Here is a 19,172-nt window from a genome sequence, read left to right on the forward strand (position 1 = left end):
GCCGCTGTCAGAAGCGTCTGCCGGCGTCGTCGCCGCCCAGTCGCCTCCGTAACATCTCGAACTCGACGTCCGGCGTGAACTTGGGCTCCCCGCCGTCGTTGCGGACGAGCCGGGTGAGTGTCCCCGCGTGCCACCAGTAGACGTCCGGGCTGACCGGGCCGACGGCGTCCTTGAAGTTGGCGGCGGCGAAGACGGTCATGCCGTAGAGCGTCGGGAGCAGGGTGGCGTCCCGGCCGGTGGTGATGGGGCGGAGCACCAGTTGGTGGCGGTTCGGCATGGCCACCAGGGCTCCGTCCGGACCGAGGCCGCGCCCGGTGAGGTCCCGGGCGAGCTCGTCCGTCGCCAGGACACGGCTGGAGGTGAAGAAGGAGTCCCCCGTCACCACGTCGAAGCGCATGTCCTGCGGTCCGTGCAGGACGGTGTGGGTCTCCACCGGAAGCTCACGGAGGTTGCGCAGCGCACGGATCCGCAGGTCGACGATGCCGCCCAGCGGTTCCAGCAGGTCGTCGGGGAGCGTCATCACACTCTCGGGCAGGTCCAGGGCGAGGACCTCGCACAGGCCGGGTGCGACGACGCGGGCATGGACGTACCGGGCCGGGTTCGGTTCGAGGACGTCCCGCGTCACCACCCAGGGGCGCAGCCGGGCGAGGAGCTGGTCGGCCGTGAGGTGATGCAGCGGGGACGGTCCGTCCAGCACCCGCACCATGCGGCCGACATGCCCGCGGATCAGCTGGGGCCACCACCGCCGTCCGCGGGGGTCGTTGTGGCAGATCGCCGCGATGTTGCCCAGACCGAACGGGCGCCCCGCGCTGTCGCTCACCGCACCCGCGTGGAGGGTGACCTCCAGCCCCTGCTCGGCGAAGGCCTCACGGACCTGCGCCCGGAAGTGCGCACCCTCGTCGACGGAGAAGAAAGGGTACTCGGCGTCACGGGAGACGTGACGGGAGACGTGACGGGAGACGTCACGGCGGTCACGTTCCGGCGAGCGATGAAAGATCCACATACGGCGGCCTTTCCGGTCGGGTCGACGAGGTGATCGAGTCCCTTGCTGTCAGGGCACAACGTGAGCTGTCGCGAGAGGGTTCAAACGGTCCGGCCGCCTGCGCGCCACCTCGCCGGAGGGCGTACGACGCCTTGGAAGAGGCGTTCGGAGGGCGTGGCGTTCCGTGTCGCGCGGGTGCACCGAGTACGCCGGGGTCCCTGGCCGGACCCCGACTGAACCGTCCCCGGGCGTGTCCCGTGGTGGCCCTGCGAACCGTGGTCGGCGGTGGAGCCCGCGGGAGGTGCCCGTCGCGGACCCGTTCGCCACCACGCGGCACCGACCACGGAGGTCCGCCTTGCCCTTCCCGCCCCGCACACCGACACCTGCCGCCGACGGGCCCGCGCTCGATCGGATGCCGGGGCGGGACCGGGTCCGGGAGGTCGACGTCCTGCGCGGGTTCGCGTTGCTGGGCATCCTCATCGTCAACGCGCTGTTGATGGCCGGGCCGCACGTGGGAGCGGTGGGGTCACGGGTCGACCACGTGGCCGGCTGGCTGGTCACCGCCCTGGTCAGCGCCAAGTTCTATCTGCTCTTCTCCTTCCTGTTCGGCTACAGCTTCACCCTCCAGAGGGCGTCGGCCGAGCGCGCCGGAGCGGCCTTCGCGCCCCGCCACCTGCGCCGACTGATCTGCCTTTTCCTGCTCGGTCTCGCCCATGGGGTGCTGCTGTTCTCCGGCGACGTCCTGATGGTCTACGCGATGCTGAGCCTGCCGCTGTTCGCCTGCCGGGACCTCGCGCCGCGTACGGCGGTACGGGCCGCGCTCTGGCTGGTCGCCGCTACCGCGGCGTGCCTGCTGGCCTGGGGGCTGGTCACCGTCGCCTACGCGGCTCCCGTACTCCCGCAGGAGGTCACGGCCGCGGTCGACGACATGGTGGCGGCCCGGCGGGGCGATCCCGGCTCGGTCGTCGGCGACAACGTGCGCCGGCTGGGCGACTCGCTGGGCTGGAACATCGTCTACGCCGCCGACATGCTGGCGGCGTTCCTGGTGGGCCTGGCCGCGGGCCGGCGCGGGCTGCTCGCCGACCCCGGCCGCCACCGCGCGCGCCTCGTGCCGGTCATCGTCCGCTGCCTGCCGCTCGGCCTGGCCGGCAGCGTGTTCATGGCGATCTGCCGCAACGGGCCGCTGGACCCGCGCTGGTACTACGTCGGCTCGGCCGCCGGTGTGCTCACCGCTCCGGCGCTGACCGCCGCGTACGTCTGCGGACTGCTGCTTCTGCTGCCCACCCGCCCCGGCCGACTGCTCGGTGACGCGCTGGCCCCGGCCGGCCGGCTGGCGCTGACCAACTACCTCACCCAGTCGCTGGTCATGGCCCTGGTCCTGACCGGATACGGGGCGGCCTGGTACGGCCGGTTCGGCACCGTGGTGGTCCTGGGCGGCTGCCTCGTCCTGTACGCGGCTCAGCTCGCGTTCAGCCGGTGGCTGACGCGGCGCTTCCGGTACGGGCCGGTCGAGTGGCTGCTGCGCGCGGCGACGCTGGGGCGGAGGCCCTGAGGGAAGCGGGGGCCCGCGGGGTCCGGCAGGTGCGCCGGTTCCGCGGGCCGGTTCGGTGGGGATCTTCGGAGCCCGCTATCTGTCGGTGCCCTTGCGCAGGGTCACCGCTTCCCGTTGCCATCTGGACAGGCCCTCGGTGATCCGGGCCCCGGGGGTTCCCGCCCATGAGCGGGCGGCCCGTTCGGTGATGGCGGCCACTTCCGCCTTGGCCGCCGCCGAGATCGGGCCCGCGTTGGGCTCCTTGTACCAGGGGCGCAGCCGGATCAGTGCCGGCCGTACGCCGGTGGCCAGGAGCAGGGCGGTGCCCTTGGGCAGGGCGCGGATCCTGTCGGCGGGCAGCACCGGGTCCAGCCGGTAGGAGTAGGAGCGGGAGGTGCCTTCCCTGCTCCGGGAGATCGACGGGGTGCGGATGTCCTGGTTGCCGACGAGCTTGGAGATCTTCTCCACGAAGTCGGCGTCGTCCAGGCCCGCGCCGAGGAGTTTGATCGTGGCCGCGCTCCACAGGGCGTCCATGCCGGCCTCGCCCCACACCCGGCTGCCCTGGCGATAGCTCTGGAGCAGGGTGACGACGTTGATCCCGCGTGAGCCGAGGTGGCTGTAGAGGTCGGGCAGGTCGGAGATGCGGCAGACGTTGGCGGCCTCGTCGAGGACGGCCGTCATCGGCGGGTCGAGCCGGCCGCCGGTGCGCTCGGCGGCGACCACCCCGGCGCGCAGCGTCGCGTCGGCGAGACCCGCGATCACGCCCGCGGCCGAGCCGCCGCCGTCCTTGGACAGCAGATAGAGGGTGTCCCGGCCCAGGACGTGCACGTCCGGCCTGAACTGCGGAAGGTGCGGGTCGGCTGTCACCCAGGCCACGATCTCCGGGTCGAGCAGACAGGCCACGCACTGCCGGGCGGTCTCGTATATGCCGTCGCGGGTCTCGACCGCGCCGCGGACCGTGCCCTGCAACTGCTCGGCCATGGCGACCATGTCGACGTCCCGCAGCAGGTCCACCGGCGTGCGGTCGGCCGGGTCGGCGAGCCAGGCCAGCAGGTCGAGGACGGAGGCCCCGCCGCGGGCCGCGGCCAGGAACAGGGCGGTGAGGGTGTTCTGGGCCGCGGAGATCCAGAAGTCCTTCTTGGACTGGTCGTCGTTGACGGAGGCCACGAAGTGCCCGGCAAGGCGCCGGGCGCCCTCGATGGTGTGGCAGTCGGCGAGGATGTCCCACCACATCTCGCGCGGGGCGTGCGCGATGCCCTGCGGGTCGAAGGTCCACACCGTGCCGGCCTTCTCGCGTTCGGCGCGGGTGACGGCGTACACGTCGGACTTGTTGGAGGTCAGCAGCACCGCTCCCTGGGCGCGCAGGACGCGAGGGACGGCGATGCCCGTGGACTTGCCGGCGCGCGGGGCCATCAGGTCGAGTTCGACGTCCTCGTAGGAGGAGCGCAGTTCGGGGCCGTCCGGGTCGAGGTCGCCGAGGAGATTGCCGGTCTCGTCGGGATGGAGGTGCTCTCGGCCCTTGAGTGAGGGGCGCAGCTCGCGGGCGCGGGCCGCGATGCCGTTCGGCGCCATGCCGGCCAACTCCCGCCGTCCGGCAAGGCCCTTGGGCCGGGACAGATGGCGCATCACCCGGCGTCCGGCCAGTATGCCGAGGACCACGACAGCGCCGTAGAGCAGGCCGATCCCGGTCAGTACGCCGGTCGGTGACGCGCCCGGCCACAGCGTTCCCGGGCCGCCGGTGAGGAAGGTGCCGAACGTCCTCAGGTCGAACGGCGGGGGGTTCCAGCCCGAGCCGGTCATGGCGGCGCCCAGCGACCCGCCGAGCCAGACGCCCCCGAACATCACCAGGAACCCGCCGGCCACCAGCACGATCGCCCACGGCAGCAGTTCGCTGCCGTACGACTGGCCCCTGGGTGAGCTGCCTGTCATGGAGAGAACCTCCTGGCGTCGACCGCGGTGTCGGTCATGGGGAAGTGCCTCGTGGCTTCGGCCGCGGTGTCGGTCACCGGGAGGTACTTCCTGGCTTCGGCCGCGGTATCCGCCATGGCGAAGTACCTCCTGGCCTCGATCGCGTTCGTGGTCACGCGGCTCACCTCCGGTCCGTTGCCGTTTTGGAGAGGTCGGGGAGATGTCCGTAGGGGTCGTCGGGGATGTGCTCGAAGCCGCCCTCGTTGGCCGGCTTGTTCGCCACCCAGCGCTTGTTCGTGTCGTGCAGGTGCCGTTCGGTGTCGGTGATGGCGACCTGGATCGGGATGCCGGGGCGGCCACCGACCTTGATCAGGAAACGGCCGCGGCCGGGCGGCTCCTCGCGGTCCCCGTGCGCGGCCCAGCCGGGCGGTGAGGACCAGGAGGAGACCAGGTTGATCTCCCGGCGGGACAGGCCCACGATCTGGCCGAGCTCCTCCATCTCCTGGCGCGGCAGCCCGGCGACCACCACCATGCCGGCGCGTTCGACGAAGCCGCGTGCCTTGACGCGGTCGGTGTCGCTGCCCAGCGACTCGGCGTCCTTCAGGGTGTGGGTGATCTTGGCGTCGCCCAGGCCGAGGGTGCGGTTGAGGCGGGTCAGCGCGTCGATGCGGTCGACGATGCCGGAGGCCGCGCGCAGTGGCCGCCACAGCTCGTCGAGCACCGTGAAGAACCAGCGCCGGGGCGCGAGTCCGGCGTCGGCGAGGGCGTGCGAGGCGGCCACCGTGCCGAGCCCGTCGGACCACGCCGCCAGCATCGCCGCCGCGGTGAGCTGGGTGTCGGCTTCGCCGATCCGGGAGATGTCCATGCACACGGCGGAGGAGTTGAGGTTGATGCGGGTGGAGGTCTCGGAGGCGAAGGTGTCGCCCAGCGGCCCGTCCAGGATGCCGAGGAGCGAGCGGTGCAGTGGGTCCACGGCGTCGCGGTAACGGGTTTCGTCGCCGCGGTCCAGGGTCACCGCCCGTACCCGGTCAGGCCCTTCGACCAGGATCCTCACCAGGTCGGGCAGCAGCGGGGCGCGGTCCGGCGGGGTGCGTTCGCGCAGATGGTGCAGGGCGGCGGACAGGACGGACTGCTCGTGGTCGTCCATGGGGCGGTCGCGCACGATGGTGATGAGCGCGGCGACCATGTTGAGGACGCGGCCGTGGGTCTCGGCGTGCAGCACCCGTCCGGCCTCGCCGCCGATACGCCGGGCCGCGGCGCCCATGGCACCGGGGTCCAGGACGTTGATGCCGCCCACACCGCGCCCGATGGAGATGACCTGGCCGCCCAGGGCGCGCACGGTGTCGGCGTAGTCGGGCTTGAGGTCGCCGAGGACCAGCGGCACGACTCCGGTGGCGGCCAGGCCGATCAGCATGCGGTTGATCAGGGTGGACTTGCCGAGGCCCGGCATGCCGAGCATGAAGAGGGACGGGTTGGAGATGTAGTGGGCGCGGGTGAACCAGGACAGCGGGTCGCCGCAGACGGTGGCCCCGGTGTAGAGGTGCTGGCCCAGCGGTACGCCGGTCATGGGGGCGCCCGAGCCTGCCGCGAACGGCCACAGTCCGCAGGCCTGGACGGTGGTGGCCCGCCACATGGTCGGCGGGTCCATGTTGGCGACCTGTCCGCCGCCGGGTCCGTACCAGCCTCGCGGGGGCGCCAGTTTCTCCTTCGCCTCCCTGGGCTTCTTCCTGGCCTCCGCCTTCTTCCGCTCGTTCTTCCGGTCGTTCTTCCTGGGGGTGAGGTCCGGGCCTTCGTCCTTGTACGTGATCGGGGCGTCGTCGTCCTCGTACGCGCCCTTGTTTCCGGCGCGCGTGTTCTTGGTCCTCACAGGGCTTCCTTCAGTTCGCGCGGCACCAGCGTGTGTTCCCACGGGAGGATTCCGACCGGCAGCGTGCAGCTGAACGCTGCCGCCTGCATCCGGTCGGCCGGGCGCATCAACAGCCGTGCTCCGGCCAGCAGGTTGCGCACGGTCACGTTGGCGTCGCCCAGGTCGGCGTCGGAGTCGACCGTGACCGTGACCATCAGCGAGAACTCCACCAGGCCGGCGCCGGTGGCCTCCTCCACCGCCGTCTGCTCGGCGGCACGCACCTCGTTGGCGGCACGCGCCTGCACCATGCCGCGTTTGGAGGTGGCCATGAACTGCGCGGCCCGCCGGTCGGCCTCGACGATGCGCGCCGAGGTCGCCGGGTCGATGGGCCGGTAGAGCAGCGCCACCCGCTTGCGGCGGGTGCCGGGCGCGTCCTCCAGCAGGGCGCGCAGCACCTGGGCGCGCACCGTGCCGCGCGGGGCGAGGGTGAGCATCCAGGTACGCGACACCCCCGAGTCGTGCTGGTAGGCGTTGACCTTCTCGACGGCCGCCGAGGGGCCGGCGTCCTCCCATTCCAGGCCGGTCCCGCCGTACAGGGCGCGGGCTTCCAGGACATCGGCGGCCACGGCCGGGTCGTAGGCCACGCGTACGACCTCGGCGATGCGCTCGGCCGACAAGGGGGAGGCGGGGCCGCCGCCCGCGCCCACCACTCCCGCGAGCAGGCCGGGGATGCGGATGGCGAGGTCGGTGAGGATGTCGTCGGTCCTGCGCTTCTGCCCCGGGGGGATGCCGTAGGTCAGGGCGAGGTAGGTGTGCATCTCCGAGGATGCGCTCGGGTACCGCTGCACCACCTCCTCCATCACGGCCCGTGCGGCCGGCGGGGCGTCGGGGGTGATGCGTGGCAGCACCTCGTTGGCCAGCCGGGTGCCGGTGTCCGGGGCGGTCTCCACCACCACGGAGGCCCCGCGCAGACCCGGTTCACTGGACAGCCGGGCCAGCCACTGGCCCCAGGACGCCACCCAGTTGTCTATCTGGTCGGGGTCGACCAGGGATCCGCCGTCGGGTTCGCAGCCGAGCACGATGGTGTAGAGGTTGCGGCTGCGGTGGTGCAGCACGCCGAACGGCTGGTCGTAGGCGTCCGTGCCCTCGATGACCTTGACCTGGCTGAGCAGCCCGGGCGGGCGGAACTTGCCGCCGGGGCGCTGGGACAGCGGACCGGAGAGGTAGGCGTTCGAGCCCTTGGCCTTGCGCCGGAACCAGCTGATGCGCACGGCGAAGAGCTGGTAGACGTTGCGCCCGTCCTGCGTACGCACGGCCAGCGGCGCCAGGAAGAGGCTCTGGATGACGATGACGACCAGCGTGAACTGCAGCGAGATCAGCGACACCATCAGGTCGAGGACGAGCCCGCCGAACAGCACGATGGTGCCGAGGAGACCGAACGGTCCGAAGCCGGGTCGCCTCGGCCTGCGCCAGTTCCCGTACGTGGGGTCGACGGCAGCGGCTGGGATGGACATGGGGTACCTGGTTCCTTTCCTTTGGGGGAACTCGGGTGTGGGGGGAGAGAGTTGACGCTGCGTCAGCTTGGGGTGAAGTGAAGTGAAGTGGAGTGAAGTGCGGGGTGCGGCCCCTGTGTCAGGGGGCCGCCTTGCTGTGGCCCGGGGCGCGATTTCCGTGTGTCCCGGGGTGCGGGCTTCGTGTGGCCCGGGGTGACGCCTCCGCCGCACATACCGTGTGTGGCGGAGGCGTCCAGGGGAGGCTCACGCCGTACCCGGTCGGGTGACGGTCAGTTGCCGTCTCCCTGGTTGCCGCTCTCGACCCCGCTCTTCATGACGTTCACGGCTCCGCCGGCGATCTTGCCGGCCACCTCCGCGGCGGCGACCATTCCGGCGAGGGCGGGGTTCGCCGCTCCGGCTGCCTTGCCGGCGCCGCCTCCGCCGCTGCCGCCTCCTCCGCCTTCTGCCGAGCCGCCTCCTCCGCCTCCCTCCGTCGAGGACCCGCTGCCCTTCGCGCCGCCGCCCCCGCCTCCGTCGCCGCTCGCGCCGGAGGGGCCGCTCTCCTTGGCACCGGAGGGTCCCTTGGAGCCGGAGTCTCCTCCGCCGTTTCTGCCGGCCGCGTCGGCCAGGTTCTTCGCTCCGGAGGCGAGGCCGCCGGCGACGCCCATGGTGGCGTCCCCGACCGAGTCACCGCCGAGGGCGGCCGTCGCGGGGACGATGATTCTCATCAGCGCCGGCAGCGCGACGGCCGAGAGCAGCAGCAGGCCCATTCCCGCGATCTGTGTGTCGGTGGTGCTGTGGGCCTCCGACGAGTCGACCATGATGGCGCCGGAGTACAGCACGAGACCGACCGTGGGTTTGTACAGCAGCCAGGCGGTCATCCAGCCGATGTGCTTGCGCCACCACGTGCCGCCCCAGTCCGTCATGGAGGCGGCGGCGGCCATCGGGAGCGTGCCCATCAGGACGATCATCACGCCGAGCCGAACCCACATCAGGAGCGCGTGGATGATGCCGGCGATGATCAGCAGGCACCCGATGACCAGCAGCAGCATGTCCGGAATGCCGCCGTTGCAGTCGATGCCCTCCATCAGGTTGAGGAGGCTGCCCCTGAGGAGGTGCTGGGAGTACCGGTCCATGAGGTCGACGAACGTGCCGATCATGGCGGTCGCGGCGGTGCTGACCAGAATGATGCGCAGGATGCCCTTGAGCGCGGTCTGGCCCGATTCGCCGCGCCGGTCAAGGGCCATCTTGGCGGAGGCGAAGAGGATCGAGCCGCACGCGAGGTACACGGTGATCCACCGCGTCTGGTTGCTGATCGTCCCCGACGCCGCCTCGTTGGTCGAGGCGATGCCTCCCACGGACATGAAGATCCCGATGGCGCCCTGGATGATGATCTTGGCGACCATTCTGATCATCGAGCCGATGGGGTCGGTGAACATCCCGAAGAAGTCGAGACCCCCGTCGCATCCTTCGCCTGCTGCGGCCAGGAACATGTCACGCTCCCCACATGATGAAGCCGTTGGGCGTCGCCTGGTTCTTCACGGACGGGTAGAGGGACCCGTCGTCCAGGAGCGCCACCTTCCAGTCGCCGTCCCGCCAGCGGACCGACACCGACGTCGACAGGTAGCCGCCCATGGGATTGGTGAGGAGCAGCCGTACGGTCGCGGAGTCGCCCGAGTAGGACGCCACGGAGAAGCCCACGAACCTTCCGACCGCGCTCTCCTCCAGGTTCTTCTCCTCGGCCTGGGCCTTGTTGGCGACGAACGAGTCGCGCGCCTCCCCGGGCACGACCTGCTGCTCCGCGACGATGCGCCAGGAGACGCCGCTCAGCTGGACGGGAATGACGTGCGCGGCCAGCACCGCTCCGGTGGGTGTGTGGGCGAAGCACCACCACATGGTGGCGTCGGTGTGGAGGGGCCCGGCCGACGGTGAGGTGGGCGCCATGATGGCGAGGAGCTGCTGCCACTTCACATCCGTCGGGGCCGTGGTCGGCCGGGCGGTGTCCCGGTCGTCGGTACGGCAGTTCTCCGGCCGGCCACCCGGCCCCGTCCGGACATGCTGTGGGTCGCCGGGTGACAGCGGGCCGCCGAGGCCGGTGAGGGTCTCCTCGCTGCTCGCCGTGACCTCGGCACCCTTCGGGTCGACCACGAGGGCCACCAACGACATGACGACGAAAAAGCCAAGAAAGAGGGCTGAGTTGATCCATCCAGGCTGTTTGTAGAAAGGCCCGTCAACCGGGTCCTTTTTTCGTTCTGTGCCGAACACGTCGATGGCCTCTCCTGCAGTCGGACTCTTGTCGGACTCTGTTAGAAGAGGAATTCGACCGTGGGCCCGGCGGTGGACACGAGGACGCAGCCGCCCAGGACCATGCCGAGACGGCTGAAGTGCTCGGAGCCTTCGCCGCGCTTCATGGAGACGGCCATCATGATTCCGGTGATGATGATTCCGCCCACGCCGGCGGCGGTGCCGGCCCACGCGGCGATGCCCAGTACGGTGTTGACCGCGTTGGCGAGGTCCCCTGGAGCCTTCATCTCCGGGTCGGGGACTCCGGTGGCATCGGCGGTGCCACCCGTGGAGGCCAGGAAGGTCTGGCCGTTTACGTAGAGGGAGAGCAGGGTGTCCTTCATCGGGATTCTCCAGTTATTGCGACCAACAAGGATTTGTCTGGCTGTCAGAGAAGTGGCACCAACACGAAATTGACGAGCGGTCCGGCAGTACTCCCGATGACGCAGGCGCCGACGACGAAGAACGCGCCCCTGAAATAGGTCGCGCCCTCGCCCATTTCGCCACGGCGCAGTTGCATGGCCATCTGGATGCCCACGGTCATCAGGCCCGCCACCGCGCAGGCCGTCACGATCCAGGTGAGGTTGCCGAGCAGGATCTTGGTCTGGTCGGTCGGGTCGAAGGCGCCGTTGGGGCCGAAGGTCGCGGGGTCGATGAGCTGTCTGGTGGGGGTGGGGCTGGAGGTGGGGCCCTCGTCGGCCGAGAAGATCATCGCGACCTCCTCGTACGACCGGCCGGAGCCGGGACGAGCCGTCGGGCCAGTGCCCGGACCGCCCGCGGCAACTGGTCGACGTCCTCACCGAGGCGCCAGGCCGGCACCCACGGAACGCGGTGGACCTCGGCCGCAGAACGCAGCACGCGGACGCGCCGGCCGAGCGCGCGCGGCAGTTGTCCCGGCGCATCGGCGACCAGCACGATGGCGAGGAGCTCCACTCCGGCGGGGTGGTCCCCCTTGCGGAGTGCGTTCAGGGCGTGGGACGCCGCCCGCATGCCCGTGTTGTGGGTGCGGGCCACCAGCAGCACCTGGCCGGGTTCGCCCTTGGCCGGGTCGGGCCACCGGTGGCCGACGTCCGCGCCGCCCAGCACCCGGGCGAGCGTGCTCGCCCCGGCCCCGCCGTGCGTGGTGACCCAGGCGACCTGTTGACCCTGGTGCCGCGACGGCGAACTACCGGCCGGCGCGGGGGGTTTGGGCAGCGCCGTACGGGCCGCGGGCCGCGCCGGCCTGTCCGGCCTGGAGGGCGCGGTGGGAGTCGGTGCTGTTTGTGCCTGCGCCTGTGTCTGAGCTGGTGCTCGTGCCGTAGGTAGGGCCTGCGCCTGTGCTGGTGCTGGTGCCGTAGGTAGGGCCTGCGCCTGTGCTGGTGCCGTAGGTACGGCCTGCGCCTGTACTGCCTGCACCTGTGTTGCCTGTGCCGCCTGTTGCTGTGCCGCCTGTTGTGCGGTCGGCCCGCGGACCCACATCTGCGAACCGGCGGACGTTGCCGAAGGAACGCCCATGCGCATCCACCCCTTCCCTCATGTCGCGTACTGCGACGGATCCCGGATTGAACTGATGGGCCGTCGTGTCCGTTGCGGCGTGCGTGCCCGCGGTGATCCGTCGGGCAGCGACTACGGGAAATCGGGCGACCTGGTTCAAGGGGTCCGGGGACGCATGTCCGGCAGACGAGGGCAAGGGGTGTGACGGGTCGTGGCCGCAAGTGGGGGTGGGGACTCCGGGAGTTCCGCCGACGCGCAGAAGTACGCCACCTACATAGCCCTCGGCATCGGCGGGGGGACCGTGGGCTGCGTCATCGCCTTCGTGCTCCTGCTGCTGATCATCGCCGGGACGCTCGTCGCGTGCGCCCTCGGGTGGATCTTCTGGCCCCTCATGCTCCTCTGCAAGATCGGCATCCTGCACTGCGGCGACGACAGCGGCGGCGGCAGCCCCGTGGACACCGAGCAGGTCGTGTCGGCGTACTCCAGCAACGGGCGGGGCCCGCTGAACGACAGCGCCGTGCCGCCGGAGTACCTCGCGCGCATCGAGGACGCCGGGGCGGAGTGCCACCAGATGGGCGCCATGGTGATCGCCGCGCAGATCCAGACGGAGTCCCAGTTCAACGAGAAGCTGATCGGTCCCGACGGCGCCGAGGGCATCTCCCAGCTGCCGCCGGACAAGTTCAAGGAGTTCGGCAAGGACGACAACGACAACGACAAGACCTCGGCCCTGGACGCCGCCGACTCGATCATGGCTCAGGGCCGGTACATGTGTTCGCTGGCGGACGAGATCGACACCCTCATGGCCAACAACGAGGTCAAGGGCGATCGCCTGGACCTGATGCTGGCGGCGTACGACGGGGGTCTGGACGCGGTCAAGCAGGCGAAGGGCGTGCCGGACAACTCGCGGGCGCAGAGCTACATCGTCAGCGTCAGGTCGTCGTTCGCCCTGTACTCCGCGGACGTCGACCTGACGGACGGGGAGGAGTACCCGACGTTCAGCCCGCGTCCCATGCCCAGTTACTGACCAGCACAGCAGGGAGGCACGACGTGTTCAGCAAGCGCATTCGTCAGGACCTACCGGACCCCACCGCACAGGACCACAACACACCGGACGACCCCGCGCCTACGGCGTCCCCCTTCGACGTACTCATCGACCACGACGGAAGTACGGCGGTCGACGGCGAGCCCCTCCAGGTGCCGGAGGGCGAGCCGGTGCACGTCGTGGTGCTGGACATGATGCACCGTCACGCGCAGGCCCGGGGGGAGTGCGTCGAGGCGGTGATCTTCGACAGGCAGGGAGGTGAAGTCACCCTCGTCGAGGTCGCACCCGACGGTTCGAGCCGGGTCCTGCTGCACGAGAAACATGATGAGACGGGGGAGCCGGAACCCCGTTCGGAGGCCCCGCCGTCAGCTGCCGCCCCACCTCAGGCTGCCGCTCCGCCTTCGGCCGTTGTCTCGCCGCCGGCTGCGCCGTCGACTGCGGTGCCAGCTCCGGCGGTTGCTCCGGTGCCGACTGTCGCCCCGTCTGCGGCCGTTGCTTCGCGGTCAGTTGCCGTCTCGTCTCCGACTGTCGCTCCGCCTTCGGTAGCTGTTCCGCCGTCGGCCGCCGCTCCGCCGTCGGCCGCCGCCCCGCCTCCGACTGCCGCTCCGCCCCCGACTGCCGCTCCGGCCGCGGCAGTTGCTCCGCCGCCGGTCGTGGTCCGGTCTCCGGCCGTGGTCCCGCAGACCGGGCGGGCGCCCGCCGGAGCCGGGCGCCCGCCGGTCCCCGAGCCTCCCCGCTCCGGCCGAACACATCCCTCGGTCGTGGGCAGGCCGGTTCCGGAGGCCGTCCCTGAAGGGGTACTGGAATCGGCCCCGGGACGGGTTCCGCAGGCCGTCGTTCCGGAGGAACTCGCCGAACTCGTCGCGCTCGTCCGCCACTCCGTGGACGCCGGTGCGCTGGAGCAGGCGGCGGCGCTCGCCTTCCGGCTGCGGGAACACACCGCGCGCGCCTTCGGCCGCGAACACCCCTACACGCTTGAGGCCCACGCGCTGGAGGCATTCGTCGCCCACCGGAGCGACAACCACCGTCTCGCCGCGGCCACTTGTATCGAGCTCGCCCGGATCCGCCACCGGCAGGGCGACCCCCGGGTACGTGAGGAGCTGACCCGGGCGGCCGCCGCGTGGCTGTTGGTCGAGGACGTGCCGTCCGCCGTCGGCCACGGCCGCGCGCTGCTCGCCGTACTGCTCGCCGTGTCGTCCACGCGGGGCGAACAGGGCGGCCGGACCGTGGTGGACGCCGCGTTGCCGCGGCTCGTCAATCGTCGTATGCGCGCCCTTACTGAGGCGTCGGACGCCCGCGTAACCGGAGCGGCCTGAGGGGAAAAGACCAGCTCAACGGTGTGACAGTGGCGGGGAATGCCCGGTGGGGGCGCCCCCGCCGCTACGGATGCGCGGCCTCCGGTTCCGGCGGGATCCAACGGCCGCACGTAAATCGCTCGTCAACTCGACGTGGAACACGGCTCGCGAGACTCCCGGTGATCGGGGCTGTTGAACCCGGCCTCGACGCCCGACCTTCGCCACGAGGTCACAGAACGAGGGAGTACGACCTTGAGTTGGACCGTGATGGGATCCAACGGAGCCGTCGCTGCCCGGGAACGAGCGATGCGCACGCTGTACGACGACCACGCGAGGGACCTGTACCACTATGTCCTGCGGCTGCTGGGAGGCGATCGGCACAGAGCCGAGGACGTGGTGCAGGAGACACTGCTGCGCTGCTGGCGCACGCAGAGCATGGAGGACAACCAGCCCCTGCGGCCATGGCTGTTCAGAGTCGCCCGCAACCTCGTCATCGACGAGTACCGGCTGCGGATGGCCCGCCCCCAGGAGGTCGACGGCACCGCCTGGCTGGACGAGTTGCTGGCGAAGTCCGACGACGTCGACCGGCTGCTCTCCTCGATGATCCTCCAGCAGGCGTTCAAGTCGCTCTCGTCCAAGCACCGACAGGTGCTGTACGAGACCTACTACACCGGCAGGTCGACACGCGAGGTCTCCCTCGCGCTCGGCATACCGCCGGGCACCGTCAAGTCCCGCCTGTACCACGCGGTACGGGCGCTGCGCATGGCCCTGGGCATCGTGGAGACCCCCGACGAAGTGGTCGCGGGGAAGCACCCGGCCCAGTGGCACACGCCTGCCGCGTGACCGGTCGGGCCCGCTTCGGCGGACCACCGAACGGCCCCGGTCTCACCTGGCCGTCCGGGTCTCCCGCGTCTCCTGCGTCTCCTGCGTCTCCTGCGCGGGGCGCTCCCAGGACGGCATCGGACGCCGGGTCCGCACCCTGCCGGGCGGGCCCGCCGGGGCGATCTCCCGCAGCGGCTGTCCGCCCGCGACGCGGGACGCCTCCAGCCGCGCCCGGTGTTGTACGGCGGCGGTGAGCGCCGCGCCGCCCTCACCCGGGATCTGGTTGCGCAGCCGGACCACGGCGACGGCGGCGGACAGCGCGGGGTCCAGGTCGGTGATCTGCAGCCAGAGAGCCTGGGCGCGGGCCGCCGCGGCCTCGGCCCGCTCGCCGTCCCCCTGGTAGTGCCAGCGCTCGGCAACGTCGCGGAACAGCTGTACGCCGCCGAGGGCGTTCCCGGACAGGGCGGTGACCCGGGCCCGGATCTCGCGGATGCGCAGGGCGTCGGGGTGGGAGACCCCGAGAGTGCCGGCGGCCTGCTCGTCCAGCCGCGAGGCGAGCGAGGCGGCCCTCCCGACACGCCCTGTCCGAAGAAGCTTCGTGACGAGGGCCAGGGACTCGGCGTACTCCACGGGATCTGTTCGCGGGTCGGTTTCGGGCTCGTGGCCGACGTGGCCGACATGGGCTGCCGCCGGACCGAGCCGACGCGAAGCGACGACCACCGCCGTACTCGGTCCCGGCCGGATCGGCACGGCCGTCACCGGATGCCCGGTCGACGGAGGCCCTGGTGAGTTCCGTACGGCGATGGTGCCCCCGCCGGTCTCTGCCGGCAGCCGTGGCGCAGCCGACTCCGCGGGCCGGGCCGGGGACTTGTCATGGCGCTTCTTCGTCGCCTTGGCCTTGGCGCGCTGTCCGCCGCCCGGGAGTTCCCCCACCGCTCCCTCGGGCGAAATGACCAAATGCCATACGGTGCCGTCCGGTTCGGTGGCCTCGGCCCGTACGGGACGGCCGAGGCGGGTGGCCGCCGCGGCCACGGTGTCGATGGCCGAGGCGCGGTCGGGATGCCCGTGCGCGGGCACCGACGGGCCGGAGGCTTCGACCTGGCCGCCGTCGTGCACGGTGAGGGCGTAGACCGGCCACGCGGGCACCTCCGCGTCCTCATACGTCGTGGGCATGAAATCCCTCCGGGCTAGGGGACATTGACGTCGGCGATACGCCACGCGTCGTCGGCTGCCGTGCGGGTGAGGTGCACATACGCCACGACGGTGGTGGCGTTGCCCGTCCACCCGTCGCGGCCGAACGGGGCGGCGGTGACGGTCCACTGCCGCCACGCCTCGGTGGTGGTGTCGCCGGGCTTGGCGGCGTCCTCGGCGTTCCGCACCGTGACGACGGTGTACGCGCCGTGGCCCGCCCACTCCCGCCACTGGGCGCCGGGAACCGAGCGAGGCCGGTACGCACGCAGCCGTGCCACGTACGCCTTGGTCAGCCAGCCCGCGTCCGCGGCACGCACCATGGCGTCCTGCGGGCCGCTGTCGATGTCGGCGTCGAAGGTCCACATCACCTTGAGCGCACCCCGGCCGACCGCGTCGGCGTCCCGCTGGTCGACGTCGGCGGGCCGGGTGACGCCTCCCTTGGGGGTGCCCTTGGCGCCCACGGGCAGGGGTGCGGCCTCACGGGCGTCGGACGGGGTCGGATACGGGCCGGTGCCGGTCGCGGCGGGAGCCGACAGGGGGTCGGCCGGCCCCTGGTCGCCGCCGGAGCCGCACCCACCCAGGGTGAGGGCGAGCGCGAACACTGTGCCTGTCACTGCCACCTTCACCTTCACCTTTACGGTCATGGCGGCGGTGTCCCGCGAGCTGGGCGGAGTCATCCGAACCGCCTCACTTTCTGGGTCTTCGAGGTGTAGTAGGGGTCGTCGAGGTTGCTGATCCTGACGACGTCTCCGGTCTTCGGGGCGTGGATGAACTGCCCGTGGCCGAGGTAGATGCCGATGTGGTCGTAGCTGCCGTTCAGCTTGAAACCGATCACGTCGCCGGGCCGCATGTCGTCGCGTGCCACCGCCTTGCCCGCGCCGACCTGGAGGTGGGAGACGCGCGGCAGGAGCAGTTCGCCGCCGCTGGCCTGGTAGACCGCGTACTGGACGAGGCTGGAGCAGTCGAACCCGATCGTGTTCGCGCCCTGGGCGAATCCGCGCCCGGGGCCCTCCGGTCCGCCGCCGCCCCACGAGTACGGCGTGCCGAGCCACTTCTCGGCGGCCGCCACCACGCGGTCGCCGAACGCGCCGCCCTGGTCGGCCGGTTGGGCGCCGGTGAAGTCGGCCATCGACTCGATGATCCTGGCGACATAGGCCTGGGTCTCCGGGTACGGAGGCACGCCGCCGTACTGCTGGACCGCGCCGGGGCCCGCGTTGTAGGCGGCGAGCATCAGCCGGGTCGGGTCGCCCTGCGCGCCCATCGCCTTGACCTTGTCGGCCAGCCAGCAGTCGTAGCGGGCCTGCGTCATGATGGCGTCGCCCGGGGTGAACGGGTCGGCCACGCCGTCCGGTTGGGGGCTGCCGTCCCGGCTCGCCGCGTCCACGCCCCAGGTCGCCCAGGTGCCGGGGATGAACTGGCTGAGCCCCTGGGCGTCGGCGGGACTCACCGCGGTCGGGTCCCAGTTGGACTCCGCCTTGATCTGTGCGGCCACCAGAGGAGCGCTGACCTCCTCGCACTGCCGGCCTGCCCGTTCGATCCACGTCACGTACTCCGCCGGAACGCCCTTGGCGTCGAGCGTGGTGGCGAACCCCGCGGGGGCGGCGGCCTGTTCCTGGTCCACGGAGCCCAGCACGGACAGGCCGACCAGCGAGCCGATCAACGCCAGGACGCTGCAACCCGTCACCAGCATCGTCGATCGGGCCTGCGCGGTATGGCCGGTCATCTGCATCCCCCCGAATAGACCTGCGGTCCCGGAACCGAGTGCTCCGGGAGGCGCCACGAAGCGCTCCCTGGAAGAGCCTCAACTCGCCCTGAATTTCGCATTTCTGATAAGTCATTACTTGTGTTGTATTGCCAACTTATGTGTACTATCGGCGTGTTGGGTCAGTCGAGTCAGCAGTGGAAGGAGTTGCCGTGGCGGGTGAGGTACCGGTCATCAATCCCTGGTTGCCGCAGTCACGCCCTTCCGGGGGCAGCAACGGGAAATCCCTGCGATCGGTTCAGGAGTTGTCGACAGGGCTCACCGGCCCGTTGGCACCCCAGGGCGCGGGAGTGCCGCGGCCCGACCGGGCGCTTCCTGTCGCCCGGCCACGGCCCGGTACCGATCACGGCTGGTGGTGGCTCGGCGTGCACGGCGGCGCGGGTGTCACCACGCTGGAGCGGGCCGTGCCCGGCGGCCGGGACGCGGGCCTCGCCTGGCCGGTGTCCGTGGAGTCCCCGTCGGTCGTGCTCGTCGCCCGCTCCGGCGCGAACGGCATCGAAGCCGCGCAGAACGCCGCGCGGCAGTGGGCCTCGGGCATGGTCCCCGGCGTCGACCTGCTCGGCCTGGTCGTCGTCGCCGACGCCCCCGGCCGGCGCCCCCGGGTGCTGCAGAACCTGGTGCGGCTGGTCTCCGGCGCCGTGCCCCGCCTGTGGGAGGTCCCGTGGGTGGAGCCTTGGCGGCTCGGCGAATCGCCCACGGAGCACCTGCCCAAGGAGTGCGCGCCGCTGGCGCGCGACCTGTCCCGACTCACCCGACCCGCTTAGCCCGACCCGCTTAGGGAGAACCCCGTTGTCCAGCCTGCTGGCGGTCGTTCTGGACGCCTCACCGCACATGGCCCCACTTGCCCACCTGGCCGCCGCGACCCCCGTCCCCTCGGGGCCGCCGGACGTCGGCGGGGGCGAGGCGCCACCCGGCGCCGAAGGACTGCTCACCGTGCTGAAGTGGGTGGCCTGGAGCGTCACCGCCCTCTGCGTCGCGGGCATCTTCGGCGTGGCCGCCAGGATGGCCCTCGACCACTCCCGGGGCGGCGCCCGCGAGCACGCCAGGGGCCTCGGGTTCGTGTTGGGCGCCTGCCTGCTCGTCGGCTCCGCCTCCGGCATTGTCGGCGCGCTCGTCTAGGCGACCGGGGGCCGGCCAGGAGCCGACGCGAGCTGAAAGCCCGTACGGCGATCGTGCCTTCCGGCGACCGGGCCACCCGACCACCCATCACCCGGCTACTCGTCCCCCGCCCGCCCGCTGTCCGCCTGCTCGTCCCCCGACTCCCCGTCACCCGACAACTCGTCCCCGGCCACCCGCTGTCCGCCTGCTTGTCCCCCGACTCCCCGTCATCCGGCTACTCGTCCCCGGCCACCCGCTGTCCGCCTGCTCGTCTCCCGCCCGCCCGCCACCCGACTCCCCGCCGCCCGGCCACTCGTCCCCGGCCACCCGTCATCCGGCTACTCGTCCCCCGACAGTCCGCCACCCGACTCCCCGCCGCCCGACTCCCCGCCACCCGACAACTCGTCCCCGGCCACCCGCTGTCCGCCTGCTTGTCCCCCGACTCC

General features: G+C 71.5%; 20 protein-coding genes. 6 read left to right on the plus strand and 14 right to left on the minus strand.

Features of this window, described 5'->3' with window-relative positions; all coding sequences use genetic code 11:
- Positions 1–7: 7 nt before the first annotated feature.
- The gene (locus ACFWP7_RS09275) at positions 8–1,003 is read right to left on the minus strand and encodes a hypothetical protein (RefSeq protein ID WP_384378455.1); all 996 of its coding nucleotides are present in this window, start codon (positions 1,001–1,003) and stop codon (positions 8–10) included.
- A 334-nt stretch (positions 1,004–1,337) separates the two neighbouring features.
- Here ACFWP7_RS09275 and ACFWP7_RS09280 point away from each other — a divergent pair, with 334 nt between their 5' ends.
- A complete protein-coding gene (locus ACFWP7_RS09280; protein WP_384378458.1) occupies positions 1,338–2,534 on the plus strand; it encodes a DUF418 domain-containing protein in 1,197 nt (398 codons plus the stop codon).
- A gap of 75 nt (positions 2,535–2,609) precedes the next feature.
- On the opposite strand, the gene ACFWP7_RS09285 is transcribed toward ACFWP7_RS09280, so the two are convergent.
- From ACFWP7_RS09285 to ACFWP7_RS09325, 9 genes are all read right to left on the minus strand, one after another.
- Entirely contained in the window at positions 2,610–4,442 is a 1,833-nt protein-coding gene (locus tag ACFWP7_RS09285; protein WP_384378460.1) for a type IV secretory system conjugative DNA transfer family protein, read from the minus strand.
- Positions 4,439–4,597, minus strand: coding sequence for a hypothetical protein (locus tag ACFWP7_RS09290; RefSeq protein ID WP_384378462.1), 159 nt, complete (start codon positions 4,595–4,597; stop codon positions 4,439–4,441). Before ACFWP7_RS09290 ends, ACFWP7_RS09285 begins: the two co-directional genes overlap by 4 nt.
- Before the next feature lie 5 nt (positions 4,598–4,602).
- On the minus strand, positions 4,603–6,069 hold the full coding sequence (locus tag ACFWP7_RS09295; RefSeq protein WP_384378683.1) for an ATP/GTP-binding protein: 1,467 nt from the start codon (positions 6,067–6,069) through the stop codon (positions 4,603–4,605).
- A 215-nt stretch (positions 6,070–6,284) separates the two neighbouring features.
- Positions 6,285–7,781 (minus strand): SCO6880 family protein, encoded by a 1,497-nt coding sequence (locus ACFWP7_RS09300; RefSeq protein WP_384378465.1) that lies wholly within the window; start codon positions 7,779–7,781, stop codon positions 6,285–6,287.
- A gap of 269 nt (positions 7,782–8,050) precedes the next feature.
- A complete protein-coding gene (locus ACFWP7_RS09305; protein ID WP_384378468.1) occupies positions 8,051–9,253 on the minus strand; it encodes a hypothetical protein in 1,203 nt (400 codons plus the stop codon).
- A 1-nt stretch (position 9,254) separates the two neighbouring features.
- A complete protein-coding gene (locus tag ACFWP7_RS09310) occupies positions 9,255–9,926 on the minus strand; it encodes a hypothetical protein (protein ID WP_384378471.1) in 672 nt (223 codons plus the stop codon).
- Between the two features lie 140 nt (positions 9,927–10,066).
- Entirely contained in the window at positions 10,067–10,291 is a 225-nt protein-coding gene (locus ACFWP7_RS09315) for a hypothetical protein (protein ID WP_384378688.1), read from the minus strand.
- Between the two features lie 140 nt (positions 10,292–10,431).
- Entirely contained in the window at positions 10,432–10,755 is a 324-nt protein-coding gene (locus ACFWP7_RS09320; protein ID WP_384378474.1) for a hypothetical protein, read from the minus strand.
- A complete protein-coding gene (locus tag ACFWP7_RS09325; protein ID WP_384378477.1) occupies positions 10,752–11,129 on the minus strand; it encodes a hypothetical protein in 378 nt (125 codons plus the stop codon). Before ACFWP7_RS09325 ends, ACFWP7_RS09320 begins: the two co-directional genes overlap by 4 nt.
- A 598-nt stretch (positions 11,130–11,727) precedes the next feature.
- Here ACFWP7_RS09325 and ACFWP7_RS09330 point away from each other — a divergent pair.
- Complete coding sequence (locus ACFWP7_RS09330; protein WP_384378480.1) at positions 11,728–12,540, plus strand: lytic transglycosylase domain-containing protein; 813 nt, start codon at positions 11,728–11,730, stop codon at positions 12,538–12,540.
- Positions 12,541–12,590: 50 nt separating this feature from the next.
- Here ACFWP7_RS09330 and ACFWP7_RS09335 read toward each other — a convergent pair whose 3' ends face one another.
- Entirely contained in the window at positions 12,591–12,872 is a 282-nt protein-coding gene (locus tag ACFWP7_RS09335; RefSeq protein ID WP_384378483.1) for a hypothetical protein, read from the minus strand.
- A gap of 447 nt (positions 12,873–13,319) precedes the next feature.
- Between ACFWP7_RS09335 and ACFWP7_RS09340 the strand changes: the two genes are divergently transcribed.
- Both ACFWP7_RS09340 and ACFWP7_RS09345 read left to right on the plus strand, forming a co-directional pair.
- Positions 13,320–13,874 carry a hypothetical protein gene (locus tag ACFWP7_RS09340; RefSeq protein WP_384378486.1) on the plus strand — a complete coding sequence of 185 codons (555 nt, stop codon included), beginning with the start codon at positions 13,320–13,322 and terminating at the stop codon, positions 13,872–13,874.
- 231 nt (positions 13,875–14,105) lie between these two features.
- A complete protein-coding gene (locus ACFWP7_RS09345; protein WP_384378489.1) occupies positions 14,106–14,696 on the plus strand; it encodes a sigma-70 family RNA polymerase sigma factor in 591 nt (196 codons plus the stop codon).
- Positions 14,697–14,738: 42 nt separating this feature from the next.
- Here the strand turns inward: ACFWP7_RS09345 and ACFWP7_RS09350 are convergent, their stop codons facing one another.
- Genes ACFWP7_RS09350 through ACFWP7_RS09360 form a run of 3 tightly spaced genes read right to left on the minus strand, consistent with a single transcriptional unit; the run spans position 14,739 to position 17,589 of the window.
- On the minus strand, positions 14,739–15,848 hold the full coding sequence (locus tag ACFWP7_RS09350) for a hypothetical protein (RefSeq protein WP_384378492.1): 1,110 nt from the start codon (positions 15,846–15,848) through the stop codon (positions 14,739–14,741).
- Positions 15,849–15,862: 14 nt separating this feature from the next.
- Complete coding sequence (locus ACFWP7_RS09355; RefSeq protein WP_384378495.1) at positions 15,863–16,480, minus strand: hypothetical protein; 618 nt, start codon at positions 16,478–16,480, stop codon at positions 15,863–15,865.
- A 59-nt stretch (positions 16,481–16,539) separates the two neighbouring features.
- The gene (locus ACFWP7_RS09360; RefSeq protein ID WP_384378498.1) at positions 16,540–17,589 is read right to left on the minus strand and encodes an NlpC/P60 family protein; all 1,050 of its coding nucleotides are present in this window, start codon (positions 17,587–17,589) and stop codon (positions 16,540–16,542) included.
- Positions 17,590–17,780: 191 nt separating this feature from the next.
- Between ACFWP7_RS09360 and ACFWP7_RS09365 the strand changes: the two genes are divergently transcribed.
- Together ACFWP7_RS09365 and ACFWP7_RS09370 are read left to right on the plus strand one after the other, a co-directional pair.
- Positions 17,781–18,392 carry a DUF6668 family protein gene (locus ACFWP7_RS09365; protein ID WP_384378501.1) on the plus strand — a complete coding sequence of 204 codons (612 nt, stop codon included), beginning with the start codon at positions 17,781–17,783 and terminating at the stop codon, positions 18,390–18,392.
- A gap of 25 nt (positions 18,393–18,417) precedes the next feature.
- Positions 18,418–18,747, plus strand: coding sequence for a hypothetical protein (locus ACFWP7_RS09370; protein WP_384378503.1), 330 nt, complete (start codon positions 18,418–18,420; stop codon positions 18,745–18,747).
- Positions 18,748–19,172 lie beyond the last annotated feature (425 nt).

Origin of the sequence: Streptomyces sp. NPDC058470 (genome assembly GCF_042721055.1) — a bacterium.
GTDB lineage: Bacteria > Actinomycetota > Actinomycetes > Streptomycetales > Streptomycetaceae > Streptomyces.

What these genes read in the sequence shown, in the direction of transcription:
- ACFWP7_RS09315 (WP_384378688.1), bottom strand. Translation starts at nt 10,291, where the DNA reads ATGAAGGCTCCAGGGGACCTCGCCAACGCGGTCAACACCGTACTGGGC.
- ACFWP7_RS09310 (WP_384378471.1), bottom strand. Translation starts at nt 9,926, where the DNA reads ATGTCGTTGGTGGCCCTCGTGGTCGACCCGAAGGGTGCCGAGGTCACG.
- ACFWP7_RS09360 (WP_384378498.1), bottom strand. Translation starts at nt 17,589, where the DNA reads ATGACCGGCCATACCGCGCAGGCCCGATCGACGATGCTGGTGACGGGT.
- ACFWP7_RS09300 (WP_384378465.1), bottom strand. Translation starts at nt 7,781, where the DNA reads ATGTCCATCCCAGCCGCTGCCGTCGACCCCACGTACGGGAACTGGCGC.
- ACFWP7_RS09295 (WP_384378683.1), bottom strand. Translation starts at nt 6,069, where the DNA reads ATGGACCCGCCGACCATGTGGCGGGCCACCACCGTCCAGGCCTGCGGA.
- ACFWP7_RS09350 (WP_384378492.1), bottom strand. Translation starts at nt 15,848, where the DNA reads ATGCCCACGACGTATGAGGACGCGGAGGTGCCCGCGTGGCCGGTCTAC.
- ACFWP7_RS09320 (WP_384378474.1), bottom strand. Translation starts at nt 10,755, where the DNA reads ATGATCTTCTCGGCCGACGAGGGCCCCACCTCCAGCCCCACCCCCACC.
- ACFWP7_RS09285 (WP_384378460.1), bottom strand. Translation starts at nt 4,442, where the DNA reads ATGACAGGCAGCTCACCCAGGGGCCAGTCGTACGGCAGCGAACTGCTG.
- ACFWP7_RS09275 (WP_384378455.1), bottom strand. Translation starts at nt 1,003, where the DNA reads ATGTGGATCTTTCATCGCTCGCCGGAACGTGACCGCCGTGACGTCTCC.
- ACFWP7_RS09305 (WP_384378468.1), bottom strand. Translation starts at nt 9,253, where the DNA reads ATGTTCCTGGCCGCAGCAGGCGAAGGATGCGACGGGGGTCTCGACTTC.